Source organism: Candidatus Nitrosocaldus islandicus (genome assembly GCF_002906215.1).
GTDB lineage: Archaea > Thermoproteota > Nitrososphaeria > Nitrososphaerales > Nitrosocaldaceae > Nitrosocaldus > Nitrosocaldus cavascurensis.
Window position 1 is genome coordinate 574,024 of sequence record NZ_CP024014.1, and the last position, 24,117, is coordinate 598,140.

Annotated in this window: 22 protein-coding genes and 1 pseudogene; 14 read left to right on the forward strand and 9 right to left on the reverse strand. The window is 42.3% G+C overall.

From position 1 onward, the window contains the following. Positions 1-33: 33 nt before the first annotated feature. Positions 34-2,604, reverse strand: a complete 2,571-nt coding sequence (locus CRG89_RS03040; protein ID WP_197706591.1) for a DNA-directed DNA polymerase I — start codon at positions 2,602-2,604, stop codon at positions 34-36. Positions 2,605-2,820: 216 nt separating this feature from the next. Here CRG89_RS03040 and CRG89_RS03045 point away from each other — a divergent pair, with 216 nt between their 5' ends. Continuing rightward, entirely contained in the window at positions 2,821-4,575 is a 1,755-nt protein-coding gene (locus CRG89_RS03045) for a helicase-related protein (RefSeq protein ID WP_103286882.1), read from the forward strand. A 54-nt stretch (positions 4,576-4,629) separates the two neighbouring features. Further along, positions 4,630-5,181: a rhomboid family intramembrane serine protease gene (locus tag CRG89_RS03050; protein WP_103286883.1), complete on the forward strand. Its 552-nt coding sequence runs from the start codon at positions 4,630-4,632 to the stop codon at positions 5,179-5,181. A 453-nt stretch (positions 5,182-5,634) separates the two neighbouring features. On the opposite strand, the gene CRG89_RS03055 is transcribed toward CRG89_RS03050, so the two are convergent. Next, positions 5,635-6,321, reverse strand: a complete 687-nt coding sequence (locus CRG89_RS03055) for a hypothetical protein (RefSeq protein ID WP_217349417.1) — start codon at positions 6,319-6,321, stop codon at positions 5,635-5,637. Positions 6,322-6,343: 22 nt separating this feature from the next. Continuing rightward, positions 6,344-6,733: a Mov34/MPN/PAD-1 family protein gene (locus CRG89_RS03060; RefSeq protein WP_103286885.1), complete on the reverse strand. Its 390-nt coding sequence runs from the start codon at positions 6,731-6,733 to the stop codon at positions 6,344-6,346. Between the two features lie 88 nt (positions 6,734-6,821). On the opposite strand from CRG89_RS03060, the gene mpgS reads away from it, so the two are divergent. Continuing rightward, positions 6,822-8,036 carry a mannosyl-3-phosphoglycerate synthase gene (mpgS, locus tag CRG89_RS03065; protein ID WP_103286886.1) on the forward strand — a complete coding sequence of 405 codons (1,215 nt, stop codon included), beginning with the start codon at positions 6,822-6,824 and terminating at the stop codon, positions 8,034-8,036. 88 nt (positions 8,037-8,124) lie between these two features. Continuing rightward, complete coding sequence (argH, locus tag CRG89_RS03070; protein ID WP_158648685.1) at positions 8,125-9,618, forward strand: argininosuccinate lyase; 1,494 nt, start codon at positions 8,125-8,127, stop codon at positions 9,616-9,618. A 93-nt stretch (positions 9,619-9,711) separates the two neighbouring features. Here argH and CRG89_RS03075 read toward each other — a convergent pair whose 3' ends face one another. Next, positions 9,712-9,918, reverse strand: a complete 207-nt coding sequence (locus CRG89_RS03075) for a hypothetical protein (RefSeq protein WP_103286888.1) — start codon at positions 9,916-9,918, stop codon at positions 9,712-9,714. Between the two features lie 58 nt (positions 9,919-9,976). On the opposite strand from CRG89_RS03075, the gene CRG89_RS03080 reads away from it, so the two are divergent. Then, positions 9,977-10,324 carry a nitroreductase/quinone reductase family protein gene (locus CRG89_RS03080; RefSeq protein WP_103286889.1) on the forward strand — a complete coding sequence of 116 codons (348 nt, stop codon included), beginning with the start codon at positions 9,977-9,979 and terminating at the stop codon, positions 10,322-10,324. 26 nt (positions 10,325-10,350) lie between these two features. Next, complete coding sequence (locus CRG89_RS03085) at positions 10,351-10,815, forward strand: 50S ribosomal protein L15e (RefSeq protein ID WP_197706590.1); 465 nt, start codon at positions 10,351-10,353, stop codon at positions 10,813-10,815. A 75-nt stretch (positions 10,816-10,890) separates the two neighbouring features. Here the strand turns inward: CRG89_RS03085 and truD are convergent, their stop codons facing one another. Beyond that, positions 10,891-12,312, reverse strand: coding sequence for a tRNA pseudouridine(13) synthase TruD (gene truD, locus CRG89_RS03090; RefSeq protein WP_148695230.1), 1,422 nt, complete (start codon positions 12,310-12,312; stop codon positions 10,891-10,893). Positions 12,313-12,328: 16 nt separating this feature from the next. Next, the gene (locus CRG89_RS03095) at positions 12,329-13,966 is read right to left on the reverse strand and encodes an NHL repeat-containing protein (RefSeq protein WP_103286891.1); all 1,638 of its coding nucleotides are present in this window, start codon (positions 13,964-13,966) and stop codon (positions 12,329-12,331) included. A 195-nt stretch (positions 13,967-14,161) separates the two neighbouring features. Here CRG89_RS03095 and CRG89_RS03100 point away from each other — a divergent pair, with 195 nt between their 5' ends. The 7 genes from CRG89_RS03100 to CRG89_RS03130 all read left to right on the forward strand — a co-directional run bounded on the left by CRG89_RS03100 (position 14,162) and on the right by CRG89_RS03130 (position 19,348). Continuing rightward, complete coding sequence (locus CRG89_RS03100; protein ID WP_103286892.1) at positions 14,162-14,533, forward strand: hypothetical protein; 372 nt, start codon at positions 14,162-14,164, stop codon at positions 14,531-14,533. A gap of 114 nt (positions 14,534-14,647) precedes the next feature. Then, a complete protein-coding gene (locus CRG89_RS03105; RefSeq protein ID WP_103286893.1) occupies positions 14,648-15,091 on the forward strand; it encodes a hypothetical protein in 444 nt (147 codons plus the stop codon). A gap of 89 nt (positions 15,092-15,180) precedes the next feature. Further along, complete coding sequence (gene tatC / locus CRG89_RS03110; RefSeq protein WP_197706589.1) at positions 15,181-15,969, forward strand: twin-arginine translocase subunit TatC; 789 nt, start codon at positions 15,181-15,183, stop codon at positions 15,967-15,969. Between the two features lie 107 nt (positions 15,970-16,076). Further along, complete coding sequence (locus CRG89_RS03115; RefSeq protein WP_197706588.1) at positions 16,077-16,382, forward strand: Sec-independent protein translocase subunit TatA/TatB; 306 nt, start codon at positions 16,077-16,079, stop codon at positions 16,380-16,382. Between the two features lie 72 nt (positions 16,383-16,454). Continuing rightward, positions 16,455-17,525, forward strand: a complete 1,071-nt coding sequence (locus CRG89_RS03120; protein ID WP_103286895.1) for an ABC transporter ATP-binding protein — start codon at positions 16,455-16,457, stop codon at positions 17,523-17,525. 85 nt (positions 17,526-17,610) lie between these two features. Beyond that, on the forward strand, positions 17,611-18,459 hold the full coding sequence (locus CRG89_RS03125; protein ID WP_103286896.1) for an ABC transporter permease: 849 nt from the start codon (positions 17,611-17,613) through the stop codon (positions 18,457-18,459). A gap of 34 nt (positions 18,460-18,493) precedes the next feature. Further along, entirely contained in the window at positions 18,494-19,348 is an 855-nt protein-coding gene (locus tag CRG89_RS03130) for an ABC transporter permease (protein ID WP_103286897.1), read from the forward strand. 97 nt (positions 19,349-19,445) lie between these two features. On the opposite strand, the gene CRG89_RS03135 is transcribed toward CRG89_RS03130, so the two are convergent. Continuing rightward, positions 19,446-19,883 carry a cupredoxin domain-containing protein gene (locus CRG89_RS03135; protein WP_103286898.1) on the reverse strand — a complete coding sequence of 146 codons (438 nt, stop codon included), beginning with the start codon at positions 19,881-19,883 and terminating at the stop codon, positions 19,446-19,448. 110 nt (positions 19,884-19,993) lie between these two features. Between CRG89_RS03135 and CRG89_RS03140 the strand changes: the two genes are divergently transcribed. Continuing rightward, positions 19,994-21,118 carry a formate--phosphoribosylaminoimidazolecarboxamide ligase family protein gene (locus CRG89_RS03140; protein ID WP_103286899.1) on the forward strand — a complete coding sequence of 375 codons (1,125 nt, stop codon included), beginning with the start codon at positions 19,994-19,996 and terminating at the stop codon, positions 21,116-21,118. A gap of 41 nt (positions 21,119-21,159) precedes the next feature. Here CRG89_RS03140 and CRG89_RS03145 read toward each other — a convergent pair whose 3' ends face one another. Next, positions 21,160-21,618, reverse strand: coding sequence for a bifunctional nuclease family protein (locus tag CRG89_RS03145; protein ID WP_103286900.1), 459 nt, complete (start codon positions 21,616-21,618; stop codon positions 21,160-21,162). Between the two features lie 256 nt (positions 21,619-21,874). After that, a pseudogene (locus CRG89_RS03150) lies at positions 21,875-24,104 on the reverse strand (elongation factor EF-2). Positions 24,105-24,117 lie beyond the last annotated feature (13 nt).

The window sequence follows — 24,117 nt, forward strand, 5'->3', positions numbered from 1 at the left end:
ATCTGCCAATTATTGCATACAATAAAGATGGATTCAGTTTGTAAAGAAGAAGTCCTCTAACTTCGATGCACCAAGGATCACATCGAACTCATAGCCCAATGCACCAAGTATCTGATCGAATGTTGTTCTCATATACTCTATGTACTTCTCAACATCGATCTCATCAACCTTTGCAAGTTCTACAGGTTTCACACCTGGAGGAGTTGTTGTCTTCACAAATGAGATTATATCTCCAGCCTTAACCTCTCTCTTCCCATGCTCTTGTAGTAGTTGTGCAGCCCTTATATGCTGAGGCATGGTCTTCTTGTAATCCTCTGGTGCCTTACCAACCATAACGTTGAATGCTAGATCCTCAAGAGGTATCTTCCTGTTCTTCAACCTACTAGCATAATCCTTGATTATCCTCCTGATCTCCTCTCTAGCATACTCAAAGTCCTGCTCAGTGTTAACCTTGCTTAGGATATCAACAACAGCATAGAATGCATCCCTAACGAACTGAGGTGTATGGCTCTTCTTCCCTGTCAACCCTTTAACATCAACGTTCCCATCTATGAGCACACCAAGGTAGTTCTTCTTCCTCTCACTTAACGCTATATACCTATACTGCTTATCAAGATCAAGATCAACACCCAACTCCTTCCTAGCCCACTTTGCTATACTCTCAATCTGCTCCCTTGAAGGGCCTTTGAGGAAGAGCGAATCAGTATCCCCATATATAACCTCTATGCCAAGTTCCTTGCACTTCTTGATGGTACTTGTTATTATGTATCTGCCTATTGCTGCTGTTGCCTCTGCAACTGGTAAGCAGTAGAGAGGGAAGATATCTGCACCCATGACCCCATAGCTTGCGTTTAGGATGACCTTCAACGCTTGGCTTATAACGCTATAGAGCTCCTTATCCTCAGCCTTTAGAGTCTTATCCTTGGATAACTGCTTGTAGTAATTCACCCTTAGATCACGTAAAGAGCCTATAAGCAGTGATGTTATACCTTTCCTCTTCTTGCATACCCAATGCTCAGTCTCAGGTATTATGTTTGCTTTACACTCTTCATGCACACATCTTACCGTCTCATAAGAGAGGTTGTAGACCTTGATTATGCTTGGGTATAGGCTAGCAAAGTCTAGAACAACAACATTGAAGTGAACCCCAGGCTTTGGCTCAACCACAAAACCTCCCCTATACTTCTTATCCTTTATAACAGCGGTTGTTGATGCATGCCCTTTCTGCTCCAACTCCTCCTTTCTAGGGATTAGAGCATTCCTCCTCCTATGCTCAAAGTATAGCATACTCCTTATCCACTGCGACACCCCTAGCCTAGAGAGATCCTCTATTGGCATCTTTGCTATCCTTGCAACTGCTATGAGTAGTTTCATGAGTAGGTTGTTGCTGAACGTTGTTAACCTGTAAGTTATCCTTGCATCATTATAGCAGTAGTTTGCAAGTTCATACAATGGAAGATCTCCTATGCTGCCTTCAAACTTTATCTTTGACTCGTTGATGAGTGCTTCACTTATAGCATTAAGTGTGTACTCTGAGTATTTATGGCTGAATGCATATATCTGTATGGATCTGTTTGTAAACGTTCTGTAAAGATCTATATGCACACCATGCTTCACTGTTGCAGAGTCCCTCTGCAAGGCTATAGGTATCTCATCCCTTGGTATACCAAGGTTCAATGCCCTATTGTAAAGATATGGTAGATCAAAGTCATCCCCGTTGAAGGTTATTATGAATGGGTAATCAAGCATCCTACTGAATACACTCCTAAGCAACTCTCTCTCATCATCGAAGAATCTAACGCTAACATTAGCATCAAGAGCATCTTTGCTTCCTATGCTATTCCCCTTCCTGTTGAGCAGGAAGATCTCATGCCTATCATCACTCCCAACCATTGCAACTGCTATAACCTCATTTCTTGCCCTATTTGCATCTGGTATCCTATCATCCTCAGATACAACCTCTATATCCAATGCTACCCTCTTTATCTCAGGTATTGGTTGGTTGAGGAGTTTTGCCCACTCTTGAAGGTAGTTCCTAAATTCCTCACTACTTGCCTTATCATCTGCAATGCTATCCCATATCAACTTCTTAAGTGCTAGATCTACGTTCTCAGCAACTCTATACTCATGTCTCTTCAACACCCCATCCTCTATAGAGTAGTATAGACCAACTACAAGCCCGTTATCATATAGATAGTTCTCATAGTACTTTATATCAGACTCCCATGTCCTTAGCATATTCCTAACACTCTTCTCAGTGCCTCCTATTGCAAGGGGGTCTGTAGCAACTATCTTCAGCATATCAACCTCCCTATCGTTGAGTAGATCTGCCTTCTTAACACGTTCTATAGCAAGTATATCCTTCCTATCCCTTATCCCATCTAATACTGCTTGCTCATCCATAGCAAAGCAGTATGGCTTATGCCCAGTCTTATCATACCATACATGGATCATATCATCATCTGGATTATAGAACTTGAGTACTGCTACCCTCTTCTCACCATCGTATGTTGCTGATACAAGCAGGGATGGTGCAAGGCTATAGGTATCTGAGCAGAGCATCCTTATCCTCTCTGCTATGCTCATGTTAACAGTACTCTGCATACCACTATAACATCACCTGACATACTTATTAATCAATGGGTCATAGATATTTTTTATATGATGTATATGGTGTTATGCTGTAGGATGGACAGGTAGTAAGTAAGCAAGAGGTAGTAAGTAGGTTGGTGGTTGGGTTATGATAGATAGATGGGTGTATGGATGGATAGATGGATAGATGGAGGAAAAGGTTATGATAGGAATGGGTATGGTGGGTAGATGGGTATGAGTACTGATATGGGTATAGGCTCAAGCAGTAGTAATAATAATAACAACAATAACGATGATGATGGATGGATTGAGCATGAACTGATAAAGCCAAGGAGTATAGAGAAGAGAGGGTATCAGATAAGTATTGCAAGTGTTGCAAGGCAGAAGAATACGCTTGTTGTGCTACCTACTGGCTTGGGCAAGACAACGATAGCACTGCTCCTCATAGCAGATACACTCAAGCATGGTGGGAGGGCATTGTTCCTTGCACCAACTAGGGTGCTTGTGCATCAGCACTACAACTTCCTTAAGGAGCACATACTGCATGATGGTATTGCAGTACTAACTGGTAATACACCAAGGCATGAGAGGATGGAAGTATGGAGTAGTGCTAGTGTTGTATGCTCTACCCCTCAAGTCACACTCAACGATATAGAGAGAGGTTTTATAGATGCTGGTGACTTTGCCTTGCTAGTATTTGATGAAGCACACAGGGCAGTTGGAGACTACTCATATGGTAGGATAGCATCATTACTAGCAAATGCTAGCAGCAGTACAGGAGCAGGTGTAAGGATAATTGGCTTTACAGCTACACTCCCAGATGATAAGGAGAAGGTGCTAGAGATAGCAAGCAACCTCATGATAGAGAGGATAGAGGTTAGGGATGAGAGCAGCCCAGATGTCAGACCATACATAAAGGATACAAAGATAGAGTTTGTAACCATTACCCTCACACCAGTGATGAGGAGGATAAGGGAGCATGTAGAGAGGGCACTCCAGAGCAGGCTTGAGGAGCTGAAGAGGCTAGGAGTAATAAGTAGTACAAGGGTTAATATGAGCAATCTGATAGATGCTAGAGAGAGTATATCTGGCATAAAGGGTTCTACAGTACCTCTCTACAGTGCTATAAGGCTTAGCCATGCACTCAAGGTACTTGATACTCAAGGTATAACAGCATTCACAAGGTTCTATGAACGCTTAAGGGAGAAAGGAGGCATAGGTGTAAGGAGCCTTGTGGAGGATAGAGAGTTGAGGAGTGCATATGAACTTGCTAGGGGAGCAGAGCTCTCTGGATTGGAGCATCCAAAACTCTCAAGGCTGGTAGAGATACTAAGGAGGGAAGGGTTCTCTCCTGATGAAGGCTATTATAGTGTTAGCAGTAGCAATAGTAATAGTAATAATAATAGCAACTATAGGAGAGGCAAGGTACTCATATTCACAAGCTACAGGGACTCTGTTGAGGTAATCACATCAAGGTTGATTGCTGAGGGGTTCAAGGTTGGTTATCTGATAGGCAAGGCAGGGGAGTATGGGCTTAAGCAGGAGGAGCAGGTAGAGGCGGTTAACAGGTTCAGGGCTGGTGAGTATAGCATCCTTGTAGCAACAAGTGTTGGGGAGGAAGGGCTGGATATTGCTGAATGTAACCTAGTCATCTTCTACGATAATGTGCCTAGTGCTATAAGGTTTGTGCAGAGGAAAGGTAGAACAGGGAGGAGGATGCCTGGTAAGGTGATAGTGCTTGTAGCAAAGGATACCATAGATGAGGCATACCACTGGATAAGCAGGAAGAAGGTGAGGCAGGTTAGAAGCATTGCAAGTATAGTGAATAGGATTATAGCCAATAGGACTGGTAACAACAAAGATTATAGTAGCAGTAATGGTAAGAGTAGTGATATTAGTAGTAGCGATGATGGTGCTAGTTATGGAAACAACATCTACCATAGCAGTACTAATCTAACCAACTTGGACGATTTCATAAAATAGCCAGCACTTTATCTTTACATAAATTTAAATACCTTTCTATAAATAATCCATATAGTGCTGCCTCCAGTAACACTTGCACTTCTTGCAGTTAATGTAACTGTATTCATACTGCTACAGAACACCAACTGGTATAGATTTGGTTCAATCCCATCATACCTACTCAACGATCCATCCATGTTCTTGATAACAGCCTTTACCTCCATGTTCCTGCACGCAAACATAGTGCATATAGCATTCAACATGCTAGCGCTTGTAGCCCTAGGAAGGGTTATAGAAGATGCTATAGGTTCGATGAGGTACATCATAGTATACATCCTATCTGGGCTGAGTGGGGTAGCATTGCATACTATCTACTCCCTAACTACAAACAATGGTTTCAATACGCCCATGGTTGGTGCATCAGGAGCTATATCAGGCATAATAGGATTAGCAGCAGCCATGGGTGACAGGTTCGCCTACATATGGCTTGCTGTTCAGTTCATATTTGCCATTGCAGGACTATCATCTATAGCATACTTTGCACATATAGGGGGCTTCATCTTTGGCTTCATGATGGGAAGGCTCTACCATGATAGGATGTATAGAGATAGCACTTACCTTACATAAATGGTAGAATGATATGACTATTTACACAGTCTGCTGCTAGATTTGCTCAACCTATAGTATTCAACCCAATCTAGTAAAGCATGGATATGGCTCCCCATAGCCTCTCTATCAATACACGTAGGTTATTAGTGTGGGGATGAATAGATATTAGAATATAAGTAGATTAGAATGTGGTCATCCACATTCAGGAGTATGTGGCTTTCTATACCCACACTGCTTGGGGGTTCAACCCAGCATGGGTATAGTTGGCCCTCGCCTCTACCCTGCAGGTCTCTACGGGTTGCCCCGTATCCCCCTCTGCCTGATAGAGGCGACCACCAGCCATACGGACACCAAGGCTTCCCTTGATGCCAGGCCTGCTTGGTGGATCGCTCCTTCTCCTGGTGGATGACCTACTATTATTATACAGGATGAATGATATAAACATTACTGATTAAGATCTTAACGTTACACTCAATAGAATTTGATCCCTACTCTATCTATGCTTGCTTTGATGCTCTCAACATAAGTCTCTGGCTCTATCTCTATAACTCTTGCATCATCAGCATTTATTATCATTATTGAGTGTAGCCTAGAATTCTTTATCTCCTCCATGCTTATTGGAGGGTTGGAATAGTATCTATCGCACAATGCCTTAACCCTTGCTACCTCTTCCTTGTTTCTATACCTTGGTGGCTTTAGGAAGAGTTCCTGAACTGGTAGAAGGCTTAGCACAGGGGTTGCAAGTGCAAACTTGCCTGCAAATGCACTGTACCTTGCTATCTTGCTTGCTACCCTTGCTGCAGTGTATGTCACTGGGTCTAGGGCATGCTCTGGAGGTACAAACCCAGTCTCTATCTCAACTATGAACACATTATCTCCCTTGCTTGCATAAACATCGCATATGAGTACATCGTTCAACTGCCTCTCAACATCAACATCGTATCCATACTTTATGAAATGCTTTGCACATATAAGTTCAAGTACAGAATGATTTATCTTTACTAGGTTACGCTTGTAGAGCTCAACAAGCCTCTGCTTTACATAGTTTATCCTCCTCATAACTATCTGCTCCTCATTGCTTGATAGCTTTGCTGCTACCTGCTCTATATCCTCTGTGAACCTCTCTACATCCACCGCATCTTTATTAGCATCATTCAAATAAATATATTATCTTCTCTACCTACCCCTCTACACTAAACTCCAACTTCTCCCCTCTTGAGTCATAGATATGGATATCATCATCCTCATATGGGTAACTTACTATCATGCTTATGTAGCCTATGAAGTCAGAGTTAAGATCTGTAAGTGATGGCTCGCTAGAGCCATTTGGATGGGAGTGCATTATGCCAAGTATGGAGCGATCGAATGGGAGCAATAGCGTGGGGAAGCCAGAGTAGTATGGACCAAAGTATGAGAATGGAGGTATCATTAGCCTCTCAACAGTAGCGGTATCCTTGCTACTCTTACCACAGAGGAGCAGTATAGCCTCGTTTGGATGCCTCATCTTGCAGTAGGATATTATGCTATCAAGCGCACTCTTCTTTATAATTACCTTCCTCTTCCTGACCATGGCTATATAGTTATTAGTTGCCCATCCATAGATTAGTCTTACTTTCTCTTACATTAACTTTATATTGTATTGCTTCTATTAATATATAATGAAGCTTGATTATGCTAGGTATAGTGAGAGATTTGGTGCCCTAACCATAAACTCTGTACAGCATGTACACGAACTAGACTCTGGGAATGCTGAGTACCATAGGAGTAGAACAGTTGCTCAGATATCTGAGAGGGAGTTGTACGATATGTACAATAGGCTTGCAGTAGTGGTACCAGTCAAGAATGAGAGGCTCAAACTACTTGAAGGGGTTATAAGTGGGATACCACATGACTGCCTTGTTATAGTTGTATCAAACAGTTCAAGGAACCCAGTTGATAGGTACAAGTTAGAGAGGGATACACTAAAGCATCACGTGCTCTTAACTGATAGGGATGTAATCCTTGTACATCAGAAGGACCCAGAACTTGCACATGTATTTGAGGCATTAAACTATCCATACATACTTGATGGGATGATGGTTAGGGATGGTAAGGGAGAAGGTATGCTCATAGGACTGCTCATAGCAAAGATGATGGGCAAGGAGTACATAGGGTTCATAGACTCTGACAATTACATGCCTGGAGCAGTGAATGAGTATGTTAAGATATACGCTGCTGGCATGCTCATCTCAGAGTCTCCATATACAATGGTTAGAATAGCATGGCGTTACAAGCCAAAGGTTGCGCAAGGTGAGATATACTTTGCAAAGTGGGGTAGGATATCTGAGTATACTAACAAGTATCTCAACATGCTCATATCAAGCCATACAGGGTTTGAGACTGATGTTGTAAAGACTGGGAATGCTGGGGAGCATGCTATGAGCATGAGACTTGCTGAACTACTAGACTACTCATCAGGCTTTGCTATAGAACCGTATGAACTTGTTTACATGATGGAGGAGTTTGGAGGTGTGCTTGAGAGTAGGCATGCTGAGGCTATGTATGAGGGAGTTAACGTGCTCCAGATAGAGAGTAGGAACCCCCATCTACATGAGGAGAAGGGTTCATCACACATAAGGGAGATGCTCAGAGACTCCCTAGCAAGTATATACTTCAGCAAACTCTGCACCCCTTCCCTAAAGAAGCAGATACTCAAGGATCTAAGGAGGGCTGGAGCGATAAGGAGCAAGGATGATATGCAGAGTCCCCTGCTTATGCCTTCAATCAAGGATGTTGATATCAACGAGTTTGCTAGACTCATCAAGGTTAGATGCTCAACACTGCAGTACTTTGGAAGTAACATAAGCACACAGATGGAGGCTATAACAACCTAGCTAGCCATCTTTTACTTACTTGCCTTCTCAGTATAGCATCGTGCTACTTGTTAGTATAATTAAAATTGGGATATTCAAGATCAACCTTGTGTACAGATCAAGGCTGAAGGGAAGTCTGGATGAGCATGTACTAGCATATCTCTCATCCATGGATGAGGATACATCTCTACTCCCTTACGATATAGTTGGAAGCGAGGCACACTCAATAATGCTGTATGAGCAAGGTTTGATAAATAAGGATGAACTAGCAAGGATACTTGAAGCACTTGAGAGTGCAAAGGGTATCTCTGCAGATGAGTTGAGGAGCATGAAGGAGCGTTACGAGGATGTACATGAAGCGTTGGAGGCATATGTTATAGGCAAGGCAGGTATAGATGCTGGAGGGAAGATGCATACAGCAAGGTCAAGGAATGACCAAGTCACGTTAGATCTTAGGATGAAGGTTAGGGATGATATAACAGCAATAGAGCATGCTATACTTGAGCTTGTAGATGCTCTACTTGCTAGAGCAAAGGAGTGCATTGATGCTGTTATGCCAATGTACACACACCTCCAGCATGCACAGATAGGCTCCTTCTCTCATTACCTCTTAGCTTATGTGGATATGCTCCTAAGAGATGTGGAGAGGTTAGAGTCATGCTATGCTAGAGTTAACCTATCCCCTCTAGGCTCATCTGCAATAGGAGGAACCTCTCTACCAGTTAACAGGGATAGGGTTGCAAACCTTCTAGGCTTCAATGGTATAGTTGAGAATAGTATAGATGCTACAAGCAGTAGGGACTTTCTGCTAGAGTTCTGCTCTTGCTTGTGTATAACAATGCTTGATCTAAGTAGGATGGCTGAGGATATGGTGCTATGGTCATCATCCGAGTTCAACTACATAGAGCTGTCAGACGAACTTGCATCAACCTCAAGCGTTATGCCACAGAAGAAGAACCCATGCCCATTGGAGTTGATGCGTGCTAGAGCATCAACAGTGCTAGGGCTACTTGCTTCCATCATGGGTATAGTAAGATCATTACCTTCTGGCTACAGTAGGGATCTGCAGGAGAGCAAGAGGATAGCATTTGATATATTCAAGATAGTGTATGAATCCCTGCTTATAATGAGGCAGGTGGTATCAGGGATTACTGTGAAGAGGAAGGATATGCTCAACGCTGCAGAGAAGAGTTATGCAATAGCACTTGATGTTGCAGAGGAGTTGGTTAAGAGAAGGGGAATAGCATTTAGAGTTGCTCATAGGCTGGTTGGGGCAATTGTAGCATATGCCAATTCACATAGTAAGACTCTAAGGGATCTAAGCATGGATGATCTCAGGGCTGCACTTGATCCTTTCAGGATGGATGAGGATTCAATGGATATGGTTGAGGTTATATCATCAATTGTAAAGGATTCAGATCCATTAAGTTCGTTGAGGAGGAGATCATCCAAGGGTTCTCCAAATCCAAGTGAGCAGGAGAGGATGATACATGATAGGGAGGTTAGGAGTAAGGAGTATAGAGCAGAGATAGATGCAAGGCAGAAGGAGCTTGAGCATACTCTAGCATCACTTCAAGAGACTGTTAACAGGTTCTTGAGGTAAGTTGAGTTGAGGTAAAGTAAGGTAAGGTAAAACTAATAGCAGTCAGTATATGTTCACCATTGCTTAATACATAACAGTTTTCATTCTATCTACTCATCTTAACTCCTTGCTGAGATCTATTGCACATTGGCTCTTATCACGCTTGTACAAACCTTTGCACTTGTAGCAGTAGTAGTAGGTATTCTTGTGGTATGCACACCATTGACTGTATATGATGAGACCATCACAGTAGCAGTAGTAACGTGGAGATGTACATCTATCATCTCTCTTTGGGTTGAATACAACATCTTGCTCATCCATCACAGATACTAATGCATGGAAAGATATATCTTATTTGGTACATTATCTATAAACTATAATGAATGGTGACGATGAAGGAGGAAGAGAGTCATTCATAGCCTACCTTATAACCAAAGGTAGGAGGAGTGGGAAGGAGCATAGGGTACCCCTCAGACTTGTTAGATACAATGGCAAACTCTATGCATCTAGACGTGATATGAACAGTGACTGGATGAAGAATATACTCCACGATCAACACGTTATAGTTGAGATGGCAGATGGTAATAGGCTTGAAGGCATAGCAAGGCTTGTTGATGATGAGTCTCTCTGTAGGATAGTATCTATGTTAAAGTATAAGGATGATGCTAGAGCAAGTATGAATAGAGTAGTTATAGAGATAGAGGTTAAGGGAAATAGTAAAGAATAATTTTACCATCATCCTATGCAAGGGGCATGGTAGTGGGTATGTACAATTATATAGCAGAGAGTTGGAAGAGGCTATATAAGGAGAAGAATGATATACTAAAGCAGAGGATTGTTGCTGCTAGGCGTGAGCATGCTATAGTTAGGGTTGATAAACCATCCAGACTAGATAGGGCTAGAGCATTAGGCTACAAGGCAAAGCAAGGGTTCATAGTTGTAAGGGTGAGGGTAAGCAAGGGAGGGATGAGGAGGAAGAGGGCAAGAGCAGGAAGGAGACCAAAGCATATAGGTGTTGTGAAGATAAAGCAGGCAGAGAGCATGAAGAGGGTTGCTGAGCGTAGGGTTGCAGAACGCTATCCAAACATGGAGGTTAGAGGCTCATACTACCTATTTGAGGATGGTAGGTACTACTGGTTTGAATGTATACTGGTTGATAAGAGCCATCCAGCAGTGAAGAATGATAGAGAGTTAAGGCATCAACTTGTATTTGAATGAATGAATAAGTGAGTGAAATATTATAGTATTTAGTAGAGGAAGTATCATATCCTTTACACGTCTAATTAATCATCTCTAGAATCCTACAAGTGTTGGCTGTGCTGGTTTTATAACCTCCCTTAGTAGTACTGTTGCATAACTGCCCTTTGGAAGAGCGAATCTAACCCTTATCCCTCCATTGTTAGAGAGTATCTCAAATGTATTGTAGAGCAATAACAGTGGTGATGGTCTAAACCCACCCTCAACGCTTACCTCTTGCATCTCCTTGATGTAAAAGTCCTTACTACAGATCTCTTCCTCCTCCATAACCCTCTCAACTATTGTACCAAACCTGCCTATTGGCTTGAACGCAAACCCTACTAGTGGTATTGCAGGAACAAGACCATCCTTACTTCTAGAACCATCAAACCTGCATATATCTCCAACCTTATTATTAACATCAACACTGAAGCAGATATCACCCATGCTAGGGGTTGAGATATCATACCCTTCCCTTATAGCAATACTCAACGTTCTATTGAATATATATGCTTGATATGCTTCAACGAATAGCCTCCTAACACTTATGGGGAGCCTCCTCAACGCCCTTATAGGATCGCTACTCTTAATCATGCTCTCTACCAAATCCCTCTCAAGGTCCATGTGATATGGGATATGCTCTATGCTCTCTTCACTAAGACCATCCCTAAGCATCAGCCTTACATTTCTACTCTGCTCATCCTCATACTCACCAATGTATGTAAGGAATGTATCCACAGCCTCCCTGAACCTACGCTTTGTAATAGCCTTACCTACAAGATGCGTTACTGGTCTTATGCTCCCGAACCTCTGATAGCCATAGAAGTTCCCTACCCTTCTTGCTCTAACCTCCATGATCACACTCTTTATCTTCTCCAAGTATTCATGATCTGAAGGATCGATCTCTATGGTTATTGTGAATCTGTTACCTATAAGGTCCCTCTTCCTTAACATCCTATCTAAGTAGCCTACAAACTTGAGGGAACAGTGCCTTGTACTCAACTCCTTCTCCTCTTCCTCATCCTCATCCACCTCCTTTATCCCCATCCCCCTACCTCCCTCTCCTCCTCCTTCTCCATCTCCATCACCCTTCTCACTTCCTATATTCTCCCTCTTCCTCCTCCTAACTCCTAACACTCTATCTGAAGTAACATACTGTAGGGTTGAGGCATTAGCATCCTTCAAGCCAAGAGCGTTCAACCTGAGCCCATACTTTGACTCTAGCTCCTTCAAGGCATGTATTGTATCTATGCCTTCCTTCCTTAGTATGAATAGAGGGTATCTATGCCTGTTATCCCTTACCTTGGATATGCTTATTCTACCATCAACATCTATAACCTCCTCAACCATAAAGTGATCATAGTGACCATCGCTCCTGCTATTATTACTACTCCTTCTTATCCTTCCCTTCACCCCTTCCGTTGCTGTTGAGTACACCTCAAGTCCTATCATCCTATCAAGATCTGATACTATATGCATCACAAGATGGTATCTATCACTCAACTATAAGCCTTACAACCTTGGAGTATGTTACCTCATCGCTCCTTGCACCTATGGTTAATGTGTACTCTCCACTCTCTAACTCATTGGGTTTAAGTATCAATGTTACAGTCTTGCTTGATGGTCCATCGAATCTAACAGTATACTCATCATACTCTGCAGATATCTTGCTCTTGCTAAGCCTCCCATTAGCATCTATGCTACCTGATGCAAGCATATCAACTACTACAGGTTCCCTAGCATTTACACTCACATCTACCCTAGCAGTCTCACCCTTCTTTACCCTGATTGTATCTGTGTTGGTGCTTACAGTGAAGGGTAGTTCCTTTGCATCTGGATCAAGCATACCTATCTTATTCTCAGTGAACTCTGTGAACCATACTCTAACCTTGCTACCATCATCATGCAGTGCAAACCTTAGAGTATTGGCTATTCCACATGGTTCATCATAATCATTACAGTTTCCAAACGTCTTGTTGTATGAGGGGATGTTGTACTCTACAAGCGTTGAATTATCAGGGTCGAATACAGCAATAGCATTGCCTTGATGCTCATTAAACCATATCCTGCCCTTTGAGTCTATAGCATTCCAGTAAGGCAGTGATACAGGGTAGCCAGAGCACTCTAGCCTTGAACTACCCTTTATGCAATCCTCATACAGCCCTATGTTTGTATACCTTGCTGGTAGGGATGTTGAGTATCTTATCACTTCACTAGTTGATGGATTGAAGGATACGAAGAGATTGCTTCCATGATCGTTTATCCATATCTTGCCTCTAGCCTCATCTATGCTTATGCCAACAGGACTTCCTATAGGAAGATCGTAAGCCTTTATCTCCTTGTTTGTAGGATCAAACCTGTATAGCATTCCTTTAGTGCCTAAGGTTAGTGCTGTGAACCATACCATGCCTTTGCTATCAACATCTATAGTGCCTAGAGCATCAAGATCAACATCTATAGGTATCTCAACCAACTCTAGTGTGTTGAGGTCTATCATACCTATATGCTTGCTATACACACCAACAAACCATAACCTATCCTTGCTAACCCTCATATCCACAGGCATTGATGTACCGAAAGGTTCTGCCTTTTGTAGCTTGAACTCCTTGAACGCTTCATTGATAGAAGTGTTTAGAAGATGTGTGTTGAGCATCCATATACTGTTATTCTCACTATCTGTGATCCATAGCCTTCCATTATCATCAAATGCTAGAGCCCACATGGGTAATGGTATATTTGCTCTATCTCTGTCTGAACCTTGCGAGGGTAACTTGAACTCCTTAAACTGCCCAGTTCTTGGATCAAGCATGAATACAGAGTTGGTAACAGCTGATGCAGTCCATACTTTACCATCATTATCTACAGTTATGCCTACTGGCATAGCACACTCTTCAGGAAGCATGTACTCCTTTATGAAATTGTTAGATCTTACTATTCCATCACCACACCTGCTTAACTTGAATATCTCTTCTTGCTTCTTTCTTGCCTCTTCCAACTGTTTGGTCTGCTGCTCCTCTGCAAGCCTAGATGAGTACACTATAGCGAATGTTGATGCTACAAGTGCTGCTATAACTCCAAATATTATGATCTTCTTACCTGTACTTATACCCTTACTTGAACCCCGTTTAGGCATAAACTATCTATTTCAGCACTTTATATCAAGGTTTAGAAGTCATGTGTCTTATTATCTCCATATTGTATAATAATAAACCACGTTTAATATTTTAATTGTATACAATATAATACCTGCTATCTATTATTACCTACTATATATTATAGACGTAACATTAATAAATAGGACCATTATAATATGGAGTAGTGAAATAATATGCAAAGCCTGCATAATATAGAGGGGAAGAATATTAAGGAGATGGATGCCCTAGAGATAGCACTTAGCCTTAAGCGTAGACCTGCATATGTACAATGCTATTGTATACTAAAGTGTGTATCCATGAACTCAAACCTTAAACTGTATCAACTCTCTAGGCTGCTTGGTCTTGACTATTATCAGGTTATGAAGAGGGTTAGCGAACTATCCATCAAGGGGTTCCTTCATATTAAGAATGGTACTATAAGTATAACTGATGATGGGATAAAGTTAAAAGATGCACTTGAGAGCCTTATCATGCTACTCCATGCAAAGGATGTTGATGAGGAGGATGTAAGTAAACGCCTAAGCCTGTATGAGATACTAGCATAGTACCTCCCTTTATTTTTATTTATTTTTTATATATTATATTATTAGATGGTTTCATATTATGATGCTATGAATTAATACAGTATGCTTATTATTAGGCCAGTTCGATCTACTTGCATGGCTAGGGTACTCTACTGGCATCTAACACCTCAAGAGGTTCTAGCCAAGCCTTATCCTGTAGGTAAGTTGCTCCACTGGGAGATAAGATGCATAATCTCAAAGGAGTCGTACTCTAGCATATACTGGTTCAAGGCTGGTGTACCATATGATAAGGAGCCTATACTTGGACTAGCGTTCTATGCAATTGGTATAAGCAAGGAGTTGGAGGATGAGATGATAGAATTCATACATGGGAAGGTAGGGGGTAGACTTATGAGGAGGGGAGAGAGGACGTTCTTTGCAGATGCTAGGATAGGGATTGATAATGAGTATGTAGCAGGGTTCGCATTGAGTATGGAGGATAAGTTCGATGCAAGATGTGAGATATGGCTAGAGTTCGATCTGCTTAGTGATGATGAGGTTAAATCGCTCTACACAGCAAAGGCAGTACCTATAGCATGATACACTTGCCATGTAGATAAGATGTGGTAGTACTTAAGGTAGTACTTAAGATAAGGATAAAATTATTCATGATCGATAAATTAAAGTTAGTGGAAGAGAAGACTTTAAGAGAGCATCTTGATGAGTTAAGGATAAGGATAGTAAGGATAGTCCTTGCTATCATAATACTCTCAGCGGTAAACCTTACAATAAGCATAAGATGGATGGATTTGGATGGTATACCTTTTCCAGTACCCTATCCCTATCCTGATATTCTAAACAGTGTATCCGCCCAGGTTATACAGGCAATGAGTAAGGAGTTGGTGCCAGAGCATGTTGAGCTGGTACAACTTGCACCAGGACAGGCTTTCTTTGCACAACTGCAGGTAGCAATCATCCTTGCATCCATACTAGCAATGCCTATCATAGTAAGAGAGGTGGCAGGGTTCATAGGTCCAGCACTGTATGAGGATGAGGTTATGGCTGTGAAGAGGATAACCCTCCCAGCAGTAGCACTATTCGCTTCAGGATGCATCTTCTCCTATCTAGTTATAATACCATTCATGCTTGACTTCCTCTACAGATATGGTGAGACTCTAGGTATACATACATTCCTAAGCATAGGCGAGTTCATAAACTTCGTCATGCAGTTCATAGTAGCCTTTGGTATTTCATTCCTCCTTCCTATAGCAATGTGGGTAGCAAGTAGCGCTGATCTTGTTGATAGACAGTTCTGGAGGAGGAACATAAGATATGCTATAGTTGTTATAGCAATATTTGGGGCATTGATAACCCCTGATGGAAGCGGGATAACGATGTGGTTCGTTGCCCTTCCACTCATAGCACTTTATGCAGTTGGTATGGTTGCTGTGGAGTTCAAGATTAAGGGCAGTAAATAGTAATAGCAATAATAGTAGTAATAGCAAGTACCATTTAAGATGAGAGATCTAATAGAGATGAGGGTATGTAGGTAGATTTAAATCTCTAACCTCTGATTAATAAGGTGTTGCTATTCATAAGTGGTGCAGAGTGGATCTGGATAATAGTTATAGTAGGAGTACTACTATTTGGTGCAAAGAAGATCCCTGAACTTGCAAGATCTCTAGGCAGGGCAACTGGTGAGTATGAGAAGGCTAGGCTTGAGGCTGAGAGGGAGATAAGAGGATACAGGGCAGATGGTAGCAAGATGAGCAGGGAGAAGTTGGAGGCCATAGCAAGGACGCTAGGCATAGACCCATCTGGCAAGGATGATGATGAACTTAGGGCAGAGATAGAGAGGGCTATAGGTAGCAGTAGCAGTAGTAGCAAATAGCATCAGTGGTATTATAACGGCACAGTAGCAAGAAGGAATGAATAAGAGTAACGATACATAGTAGTGTTAGGGATGTATGCTGTAGAGACTATAAACCTTAGCAGGGTATTCGAACTCAAAGGTAAGAGCATACTTGCTCTCGATGATGTAAGCATAAGGATAAGCAAGGGCGAGATCCTTGGCCTTTTAGGTGCAAATGGTGCTGGCAAGACAACCTTGGTTAAGATACTCTCAACACTACTGTTACCAAGCAAGGGTTCAGCGTACATACATGGATATGATGTTGTGAGGGATGCAAAGCATGTTAGGAGGATGATAAACCTTGTATCTGGTGGAGAGACACCAGGCTATGGTATGCTTACTGTTAGGGAGAACCTCTGGTTCTTCTCGCAACTCTATGGCCTCTCAAGTAGTCTAGCAAGGGAGAGGATAGAGATGCTCATCAAGGATATGGAGTTGGAGCAGTATAGGGATGTTAGGATGCATAAGCTCTCAACAGGCTATAAGCAGAGGCTTAACCTTGCTAGGGGGTTCATAAATGATCCTAGAGTGCTCTTCCTTGATGAGCCTACCCTAGGGCTTGATGTTATAAATGCAAGGCATATGCGCAAGTACATAAGGGATTGGGTTGATGAGGATAGGACAAGAACTATACTGCTAACAACACACTACCTTGCAGAGGCTGAAGAGGTATGCGATAAGATAGCAATAATATACAAGGGAAGGATAGTTGCATATGAGACACCTTTAGCGTTGAAGGCCTCTCTAAGCAATGGTGTATCTATTCAAGTTGAGATCTTGAGCAATGACTCTACCTCTTCTAGGAGCATGATGGTGGAGAAGATAAGCAGGAGTAATGGTGTACTTGCATGTATGTTAGAAGAGTTGGGTGATGGCGATGAGGATGATAAGGGTAAGATGGTTAAGCATAGTTGGAGTAACGGTTATGGTAGCAATAGCAGGCATAATAGTAGTAGTAATGATGAGAGAGTAACTAGGCTAAGGATCATGCTTGATGATGACTCAAAGATACCAGATCTTGTAAGCACTCTAGTGATGAATGGATATAAGGTGTTATCTGTAATGAGGGATCAGCCTACACTTGAGGATGTTTACATGAGATACATAACTAGCATGGATTAGGGCTATAGGTGTTGTTGATGATTACAATTGCTATATCATCATTCTCTTCTGTAATAGTGAAGATGGTTAGCAGGGTTGATATGCTATGAATACTACAAGGAATAATCATATAAGCAAAGATTATGATCTGATACTTAACCTCAAGGTTGTCTATGCTAGGGCATACGTTAGGCTCAAGGGGTTGCTGAGAGAACCTCACTGGAGCATAGCAGAGGTAACCATACCACTACTCTCCCTTAGTGCTTATGTTTACATGTACACTATGCTGGATGCACCAGCAGAGTATATGGCATTCGTTGTTGTTGGAGGCTCTATGCTTGCCTTCTGGAGCAACGTACTTTGGGGTATGTCTGCTCAACTCTACTGGGAGAAGGAGACTGGAATGCTCCAGCACTACATGCTCTCTCCAGCATCAAGGATGGCAGTGTTATTGGGTATGGCTGTAGGGGGAGCATTGAACACAACCCTACGCTCCATATCTATACTGCTTGTAGGCACACTACTCTTCCCCATCGAATACAACCTTATGGATGTTAACGCGTTGCTAATAGTATTCCTGCTTACCATAACAGCACTTTATGGTATGGGTATGCTCTTTGCATCTCTCTTCCTCCTCTACGGAAGAGAGGCAACTCATATAGCAGATCTCATGCAGGAGCCCATATACCTTTTCTCTGGCATATACTATCCTGTTCTAAGCAGTCAGGTATTCTCATATGCAGTAAAGTTAGTAGCAAGTATGATACCATTAACCTTTGGTATAGATGCGATAAGGTTACTGCTCATAATGGGTAAAGGTATTGAGGATGTTACCCTACATATAGTAGGATTATCCCTTCTAGTTGCTATACTCTTACCCCTAGCATATATAGCGTTGAGGAGGATGGAGGATACGAGTAAGAAGCATGGTAGGCTAACATTGAGGTGGCAGTAGGTAGCAAGCAGGTAGCAAGAAGGAGGTTGTTCACATGCTAGATGTGTATGCAAGCAGGGTTGTAAGGGCAGTAGCACAGGGGGTATGGCTTGGTTGGAAGGTAGAGTCTAACTGGACCAACCCATTTGTATTCCTAACGTATCTCATAGCAAAGCCCATCGCAAGTGTTATCCTAGTAGGCTTGGTATTCGTTATAGGGAGTAGTGTATCTGGCATTAGCAGGGATGATCTATTCTTCTACACATTCACTGGAGCTGTATTCTTCATATACCCTGCAACCATAACAATATCTCTAGCATATCTGGTGCATGAGGATAGGGCAAAGTATGAGGCGTTGAAGCATATATACATAACACCATCATCACTCAAACCATACATAGTTGGAAGAGGAGTAGCATCTGCAATAAACGCAAGTGTATCTGTTGCAGTATCAATGCTAGTAGGTAGCATCATATTCTCACACTACTTTGCACTACACTTGCCCATAGATGCTTCAAGCATAGACTACCCTGCTCTAATAGCATCTATACCTTTAGGAGTAGCAGCATTCATATCCCTAGGAATGATACTATACGCAATAAACCTTGTAACATTCAAGTTACAGTACTCTATTAGCGAGTATACAACTGGTATACTCTTCCTCTTCTCTGGCGTAGTATTTCCTCCAAGCATGCTCCCATACCCTGTATCATTGATAGGGGAAGCACTACCAACAACACACTTCCTCAACGTTGTAAGAGCATCACTCTTGGGTTACAATGTGTATGGTAGCATGGTATATCTACTGCTCAGCACTATACTCATGATAGTAGTAGCGTTGATATTCATAAATAAAGTAGAGAGTATAGCAAGGGTCAAGGGTACTATAGATAGGAAGGCTGAGTATTGAAGGATTATAACAGTACCAATAATAATAACAACAACGATAGCAGTAGCATCATCATTACCAGTCTCTATTTAGCAGTAAGTAGTAAGCAATAAACAGGTCAACCACGTGCAGTAACCTTTACAACCTTGAACTCTCCTAGTACTCTACCGCTCAAACCATCCCTGTACCTATAACTACCTTCAGGTACCCCACTAACGTATATTGTATCCTCATCCCCTTTGCCAAGCACCTTACTGATGGCTATTCTATCTATAACGAGTTGATGCTCATCGTCATCAGCGTTCTTAACTGTTATAGCCATCTGATGCATGTTTGAACTCCTTGCAACTAGCAATGGATTTGTACCAGTTATACCCTTTATACCCTCTACATTGCCATCAGAGTTGAATACAAGCGTTATGTATGTAGTCTCCTTGTAGTTTGTTGGTGGTTCTAACATCTCACTTGCAATAACAGCAACTATTGATGCAAATACTGCAAAGAGGCTAACGCTAAATAGCACTATATGCTTGGTTGAGATTGAGAGTGTAAGCATGTATTATTATTACAGTTCTTATGATATAAATAGCGTATACAATTCTCAGAGATGAGAAGCATCATCAGTTAACAGAAATACTGATTATAGAGATCCTTTGGTATAGGCATATGCAAGATAGAGAGCATGTAAGGAGCATAGTTGAGAGATATAGTAGTAGTAGGCTGGGCATAGATGATGTAACTATATGCGTATTGGGTAGCCATTCAGCACTAGAGATAATGGATGGGGCAAAGGATGAGGGCTTCAGGACGGTTGTTGTATGCCAGAAGGGGAGGGAGTTGCCATACAAGAGGTTCAGGAGGCTTGCAGATGAGGTTATAGTGCTTGATAACTTCAAGGATATGCTAAGCAAGGATGTACAATCAAGGCTGCTGGAGATGAATGCTATAGTGATACCCCATAGAGCATTGACAGCATACCTAGGCTATGATGCTGTTGAGCATGAACTCATGCTCCCAATATTTGGTAATAGGAGCATGCTTAGGATAGAGGATAGGCAGTATGAGAGGAACCAGTACTACCTGCTTGCTAGAGCAGGTATAAGGTATCCAAGGGTGATGAAGGATGCTAGGAGCATAGATAGGCCAGTGATAGTCAAGGTGCAGGAGGCAAAGCGCAAACTTGAGAGGGCATTCTTCATAGCATCATCATACGAGGATTATGTAAGGAAGGCAGAGGCAAGGATAGAGAAGGGTATGATAAGCAGGGAGGATCTTGCAGATGCAACGATAGAGGAGTTTGTTATAGGTACATACTTCAACTTCAACTACTTCTACTCCCCAATAAGTGACGAGGTTGAGTTTCTAGGCATAGAGAGGAGATTGCAGACAAACCTACATGACTTTATAAGCATACCAGCAAGGCAGCAGTTGGAGATAATGGATGAGCTGGATATAGCAGTGCAGAATATAGAGATTGGACATATGCCAGCAAGCATAAGGGAGTCTATGCTTGAGAAGGTGTTTGAGTTGGGGGATAGGTTTGCTAGTGCAGCGAAGCAGGAGTACCCTCCAGGCATGATAGGTGTATTCTCACTGCAGAGTGTAGTAACTAGTGATCTTGATGTGGTAGTGTATGATGTATCGCCCAGGGTACCAGGGAACCCTATACTTGCTACTACAAGCCCCTACACTAAGTATATGCATGGCGAGGTATTTGGTGTTGGTAGGAGGATAGCAATGGAGATAAGGAGGGCAATAGAGATGGGTATGTTACATGCAATACTAACTTGATTGTATATTGCTTAATATAATAATGATGGCACTCTTATTTCTCATCTTAACTTCTCCACATCCAACTCATCGTAAAAGAGGTCCTTCTTAACCTTTATGGGTATATCGTAGTATGCAGCAAGGGCTATAGAGTCTGAGGCCCTATAATTCCTGAGTACTATATCCTTGTTCTTGCCCTTGAAGTAGAGGTTTGCCCTAAGCGCTGAGCCACTAGGATATACCCTAACCTCAGTAAGCAGTAGATCCTCCAACTCTGCTATCTCATTTACAAGGTTGTATATGGTTGGTATGCTGTTCTTGTCACCCTGCCTGAACCTATCTATGTGCCTTGCAACCTCACCAGAGAATGCACGCATATGGAATACCTTCCCATCGTTAGATCTAAGCACCAGTGCACCCTCTATCCCATATGGATCAACGAACCCAACATCGCTTATACTTGCAAGTACGTAATCATCCCCATCGCCATTACCATTATTCTCATCATGCTCCTTCTTCATTGTAATATATAATTACAATGGTAAAATTAAGTCTTGTGTTACCTTTATTATGCCTAGTATAACTAGGCTAATAGCATAACATCAGTATCATAAGTATATTTAAACCCAATACCATCATCTCTGGTAGTAGATTATTTCAAGAATATATAATAAAGGTAGGAGTAAGTATCAATTTAACTACTACACTACCCTTATTCTCTTCAGATTACAGTACAGTAATCCTTTCCTTTACTTACTTACTTGTCTGTCTCTCTGTCTACTCCTTATCTATGAACTCATCTGCTCTAGGTGGTTCTGGACTCAGCCCCTTCCTCTTCCTTATCTCTGCTATCAACTGCTGTGTAAGCGATGCTGGCACTGCCTGCCACATCTTGAAGTGTGTATTCCACATAGCCTTGCCTGCAGTTGCTCCCCTCATAACCTCTGATAGGTCAGATGTCTCTGCTGCAGGTATCTCACCCTGAACTATCGCTATAACCCCCTTTTGGTCTATGTTGAGCAGTTTGCCCCTCTTGCTTGAGAGCACTCCTGCAACGGTACCTATCATCTCTGCAGGGCACCTTATCTCTATGCCAAGTATAGGCTCTAGTATGACTGGATCAGCACTCAGCATGGCACCCATTATAGCCCTCCTTGCTGCTGGAAGCAATTGAGCAAGGGTTCTATGTGCTGGGTCCTCATGTGGCACAAAGTGGTGAAGTACAACCTTGATGCCTCTACACTGCTCCTGCACCAATGGACCAGCAAGCATCACATCTGTGAACCCTGAACGTAGAGAGTCCATGGACTCCTGAAGGTACTGAACACCTTTTGTTGCATCAACGAATACATTGCTTCCTTCTATTGCTACTATACCCTTAGCCTCATCTGCATCCCAGCCCTTCTCTCTAAGGAGAGATGCTATCTGCTTCTTATCCATATTCTCGTTTATCTTGCCAGTAACAAGCATATCTATAACATCGCTACTCAATGGCTCTACCCTAACATACACCTTGTTATGCCTGTTTGGAGATTTGGCCATCACAGGACCAGCCTTGCTCTTTATAGATTCTCTATAGTTTATCAATGGTTTAGAGGTTACAATCTCCAATCCTTGCTGTTGTAGTAGCGTTGTTGCTATCTCAAGATGTAGCACACCCATCCCAGCCATGAGCATCTCCCCAGTCTCTTCATTTATCTTCACAACAAGGTTAGGATCCTCTATGCTTATCCTCCTTAACGCTTCAACAAGCTTTGGTAGATCCTTTGGATGCTTAGGCTCTATTGCAACTGTAACAACTGGCTCAGATACATACTTTATAGATTCAAATGGTACTATATCCTTTATGCTTGATATAGTCTCTCCAGCCCTTGCATGCTCTAGACCTAGAAGGGCAGGTATGTTGCCTGCTGTCAAACTTCCAACGATCTCCCTGTACGGACCCATGAACATGGTCACTGACTGAACCCTCTCCATCCTCTTGCTCCCTACAAGGTATACTTGATCACCATCGTGTATGGTTCCAGAGTAGAGCCTTCCTACAGCAACTGGCCCTGCTTGAGGATCAACAACAACATTGGTAACCATCATCACTGCTGGACCATTCTCATCGCATTCAAGTAACGCCCTTCCAACATCAGACTCTAGGTCGCCCTTCCATATCTTTGGTATCCTATACTTCTGGGCAACATGGGGAGGAGGATGATGCTTAACAACCATGCCAAGTATAGCTTCATGCAGTGGTACTCTTTCTGCTAACCCCTTTGCCCCATCTGGGCTTGTGTATGCATCATACACATCCTTGAACTTGAAGCCCTTCTTTGCTGCTATGCTTGCAGTTATGCCCCATCTGTCCTTTGCTGAGCCAAATGCAACGCTATCGTTCTGGATGCTGACCTTCCACTTATCCTTGAACTCTGGCTCAGCATATATATCGATTAGCCTGTTGAAGTCTGCTATTATCCTAGCAAGCCACTCCTGCATCTTGTCTGGAGTTAACCTTAACTCCTTCACAAGCCTGTCTATCTTGTTTATGTAAAGCACTGGTCTAACCCTCTCCTCTAATGCCTGCCTTGTAACAGTCTCAGTCTGTGTCATTATCCCTTCAACTGAGTCGCATACAACACATACACCATCTATAGCCCTAAGGCTCCTAGTAACCCTCCCTGTAAAGTCTATGTGTCCTGGTGTGTCTATCATGTTTATAACGTATGGCTTGTTCTCATGCTCATAGTAGAGCGTAACATTTGCAGCCTTGATGGTCATCTGCCTCTGCTGCTCAAGGTCCCAGTAATCTAGTGCTAGAGCCTCTCCAGCAACGCTAGGACTTATCATCCCAGTTGCAGCAAGTAGGCTATCACTCATCGTAGTCTTTCCATGATCTACATGGGCTATGACACCAAAATCATTCGGGTATGGAGCAATATAACTAGCTCCACACCTTTCGAATCTGGTCCTTCTGCCCTATTATCTTCAATGCCTCTTGAACTGTCTTGAATCTAGGCATGTGTAATGCACTT